The sequence below is a fragment of the Phormidium sp. CCY1219 genome, from assembly GCF_035615515.1.
In the GTDB taxonomy this organism is placed as follows: domain Bacteria; phylum Cyanobacteriota; class Cyanobacteriia; order Cyanobacteriales; family Laspinemataceae; genus CCY1219.
The window spans coordinates 1-3,749 of sequence record NZ_JAJENT010000789.1; the positions used below are offsets into that span (position 1 = coordinate 1).

General features: G+C 49.4%; 3 protein-coding genes. All 3 read right to left on the bottom strand.

Annotated features, from left to right (window positions below):
• Window positions 1-311: 311 nt before the first annotated feature.
• Window positions 312-1,571, bottom strand: coding sequence for an MDR family MFS transporter (locus LKK83_RS24155; RefSeq protein ID WP_324633968.1), 1,260 nt, complete (start codon window positions 1,569-1,571; stop codon window positions 312-314).
• A 205-nt stretch (window positions 1,572-1,776) separates the two neighbouring features.
• Entirely contained in the window at window positions 1,777-2,214 is a 438-nt protein-coding gene (gene ruvX / locus LKK83_RS24160) for a Holliday junction resolvase RuvX (RefSeq protein ID WP_324633969.1), read from the bottom strand.
• Window positions 2,215-2,427: 213 nt separating this feature from the next.
• A complete protein-coding gene (locus LKK83_RS24165) occupies window positions 2,428-3,678 on the bottom strand; it encodes a GNAT family N-acetyltransferase (protein WP_324633970.1) in 1,251 nt (416 codons plus the stop codon).
• Between the last annotated feature and the right edge of the window lie 71 nt (window positions 3,679-3,749).

Sequence of the window (3,749 nt, forward strand, 5' to 3'; positions counted from 1 at the left end):
ACAAAAAGCTTCACCAACCCTTCCATTGCGCCAAAAAATGCGATCGCGCAATTCCCCACCGCAAAGCCCTAATCTCCCTAATCTACCTAATCTGGGATCGGAAAATTGTTGCCGCCAGGGGTTGACAAAGCAATCCCCATCGGGTATGATGAAGCCGTAGTGCGAGGCAGGGCTTATGTGCAATGCTTAGCTTGCTTTTTACGGTGATTGCCCCGGCAAATGCGACCCGCCACAAACCCCCTGCATGTTCATTAGCCCCCGTAGTCGGTCTTTGTCCGTATAGACCCACCTTTCTAGGGTGTGGACATTTTCTACTCAGTAACGCGCGCTTTGAGCAAGCGATCGAGGAATTGCAAAATAACAATTGCCACCCCCACAGTTGCGATTAATCCCAACCACAATCCATCGGCGAAAGGACGGGGTAAATCTAACGCCCAACCGCCAAGAAAAGGGCCGATAAAATAGCCCACCGCCCAACATTGGGAATTAATCGATAAGTAAACCCCGCGCAGGGATTCGGGGGCAATTTCGGCGACTAAAGAAGAAGCAAACGGCGTGTAAGAGACGATCGCGATCGCCAAAATTCCCAATCCGAGAATCGCCGCAAACAGTTGGGAGGTATTGAGCAACCCCGTCATCGCGATCGCCCCAAATCCAATCACCCAAAATACAGCAGAAACCGTCAGCGCTTGGGCGTGACGAAAGCGGGTGAGAATTCTCGCCACCGGCAATTGAAAGACGATAGAAAGGGCAACATGCCAGGTAAAAAGTCCGCTAATGGTTTCCGGCGCAAATCCCCTATTGCTCTCGCCAACCGAGACAAAATCGGTGAAATAAAGGGGAATCGTGCTTTGAACTTGAGCAATGTAAGTGGTGAACAGGATATTGACACTAGCATACACCAGCAAAGCGCGATCGCGCAATGCCCTTGTCCAGCCGGTTAATGCGGGTGTCGGATGGACATTATGGCGCGTTGGTTCTGCGATCGCCATCCAAATAATTGCCGAAAACACCACAAAAGAACTCGAATCAATGATAAACAACAACCGATAATTTGCAGTTGCAGCAATTAAAATACCCCCAAATACAATGCCTAATTGCAATCCCAAACTATCCGCCAAACGAGTCACCGCATAAGCTTCGTGGCGTTGTTTTCCCGTAGTTAAATCCGCCACAATCGATTCCGTTGCGGGCCAATACAACCCCACGCCAAATCCCATCAGCAAATTGCCAATAACCAACGTGGTAAAATCATTCGCTGAAGCTAACACCAGCGAAGCGATCGCCGACACCACCGTAGCCGATAATAACGTTTTTTTGCGCCCCCAGTGAGGCGAATCCACCAAACTACCACTCAATAGGCGACCAAACACCCCAGAAACCGATCCACTACCTAATGCTAAACCTACCTCAGTTTTGCTTAACCCCACTTCCTTAGAAAAGAATATCGGGGCATAAAATAAGGTAAATCCGGTGCCAATTCCAGACAGCAATCGACCGAAAATTAAAATCCAAATTTGTGTCGTTAGGTCGGGCAACCAAGACAGGAAACCCTCAGTTATTTTTTTCATAGGGAAGGTTAATTGATTGCAGTTTCCATTTCTTCCTTAATCGTAAAATCCGCATAGCCTTGCCATCATCGAACCTTGGGCATAATTTAATTTCAACCGACACTTTATTTACAGTAAAATCTGTTTTCATAGGAATTTTAACATATAAAAATGCGACCGAGATTTAACCCGATCGCGCAATTAAATGAGTTAAAATAGCGAGTAGTTAATGATTACATTTCTCTCGTCGTTCGTCCAGCCATTGCTGTAAAATTAAAGCCGCAGCTTTGCGGTCGATCGAGCCTTTATTGCGCGAAGGAGAAATATTTTCGGCCAGCATCATTTGTTCCGCTTGATAGGAGGTCAGACGCTCGTCAATGTATTCTAAAGGAAGATTTAGAGCCTGGGCTAAGCGCTTGGCAAACTTTTGTACTTTGCGCGCTTGCGAACCTAACGTGCCATTCATGGAATAGGGTAATCCCGCCACCAGCACATCCACCTTCCGTTCCGCCACGATCGCCTGTAATTGTTCCACCACCTGCTGAAACGATTGGCTTTCAATCGTCGTCAGACCCGTAGCAATTAATCCAGTGCGATCGCAACCCGCCACGCCAATGCGTTTGCGACCGATATCCAAACCGAGAGCTGATATTTTAGTGACCATTCATTCCGAAAAATTGAAACTAAATCGAGCACAGGGTGGGGGAATCATTCTTCAATCGGTCCTTAGCCGTTCCAGTGCGTCGGTACAGTATTCAATAAACAGAACAACCCTCCCGAGTTTCTAGAACCAATAGGTTGCTGTAGAGACGCGATTAATCGCATCTCTACCATTGAGCTTGTGCAACCCAATTTCTAACCGCTAAGAACCGATCGCCTAGCTCAGGGTATCATCATCTTGAGAGAAATCAAAGCGATCGGCATTCGGGAGTTGACCGAACTCCTCAATCGACTTTTGAACCGAGTCGGGCTTACCGTTGCTTTGCCCGGAACGCTGAGACTTTTGCAGCCAACTAATGCGACTCGGAATCGGTTTGCGAGCACCTTGCAACCCCTGGATTACCTCAGACAATTGCAATTCCAAAGCCGCCGGTTTCGCCTCGCGCAACTTATGCCAAACCGACCGAGACATCAGCAACGTATGGTAAACCGGGTCAGCGCCGATTTGTTCTAAATATTCTTCTCGTTCCGGCTGATAATCAGCAGAAGCCAATTGCAAGCACTGAGGCGGGAAATCCTGAGCGATGCGCGCCATTTGGGAGAGCAATTCAGGATAAAGCCAAGTGTAAGCCGGATGAACCGTTAATTCAGCCACATGGGGTTGAGAACCATCGCGGCACAGACGCATTTTAAAATAGCCGATCGCCGCTTTGCGCTGGGGTTCAAACACATAACCGCTCACCTCTTCAATGTTATTTAGCCATTGGCGAACCCCTTGGAACACCGCACCCGGGAGACTGGTTTGGAAATCATGGATGTGGCGATCGAACACTTGACGAACCAACGGAGGCATCGCAGCGGTATCCAACTGGCACAACAATTGTGCGTCCGCATTGCTCACCGGCATCAGATTCGGCAGATCCGGTTCGCGCTGAGCCAAAGCCTCCAGTAAATCCGGCGCGATCGCCCAATAGGTCATTTGCGCTAGCGGCTGAAACCCATTATGCCGATAAAGCGCCAGCTCGTCTTTTTCATTCACCTCTACTTCGAGCAACCACATCCGCGCTTCCCAGATAGCCTCCAAGCAATGGCGGATGAGCTGAGAACCGGTGCCAAGCATTCCCGCGCCGGGATCGACAAACAAGCGATCGACCCGCCAAGTGCTGCGGGTGCGGTTAAACGGCGAAATCTGAATCAAGCCGCGAATATTTTCCTGCGGATCGTGAGCCACATGGACGTACAGAAGGTACTGTAGCGGATTGGGAAACCAACTCAGACACTTCAGAGGCCAATACCAGCGACGGATGAGGGATAAATGTCTGTGGATATCCAGCGCGCCACTTTCGATCGAACTGCTGGGGTTTTCCACTTCAATCGCGCGATCGACAAGCGCATCAACCGCTTCGAAATCTCGCGATTGCAACGGGCGAATGGCCAAATTTTGAGTTTGGGGCAGGTGTGAAGTCATCAGAAATTAGGGTTGGTAAGGGGGAGAACGGAAACCCTCGTCATTTATGCGTAGGGAGGAGTTCTCCCCCC

Coding starts and splice junctions, on each gene's coding strand:
- LKK83_RS24155 (WP_324633968.1), bottom strand. CDS start 1,571: ATGAAAAAAATAACTGAGGGTTTCCTGTCTTGGTTGCCCGACCTAACG.
- ruvX (WP_324633969.1), bottom strand. CDS start 2,214: ATGGTCACTAAAATATCAGCTCTCGGTTTGGATATCGGTCGCAAACGC.
- LKK83_RS24165 (WP_324633970.1), bottom strand. CDS start 3,678: ATGACTTCACACCTGCCCCAAACTCAAAATTTGGCCATTCGCCCGTTG.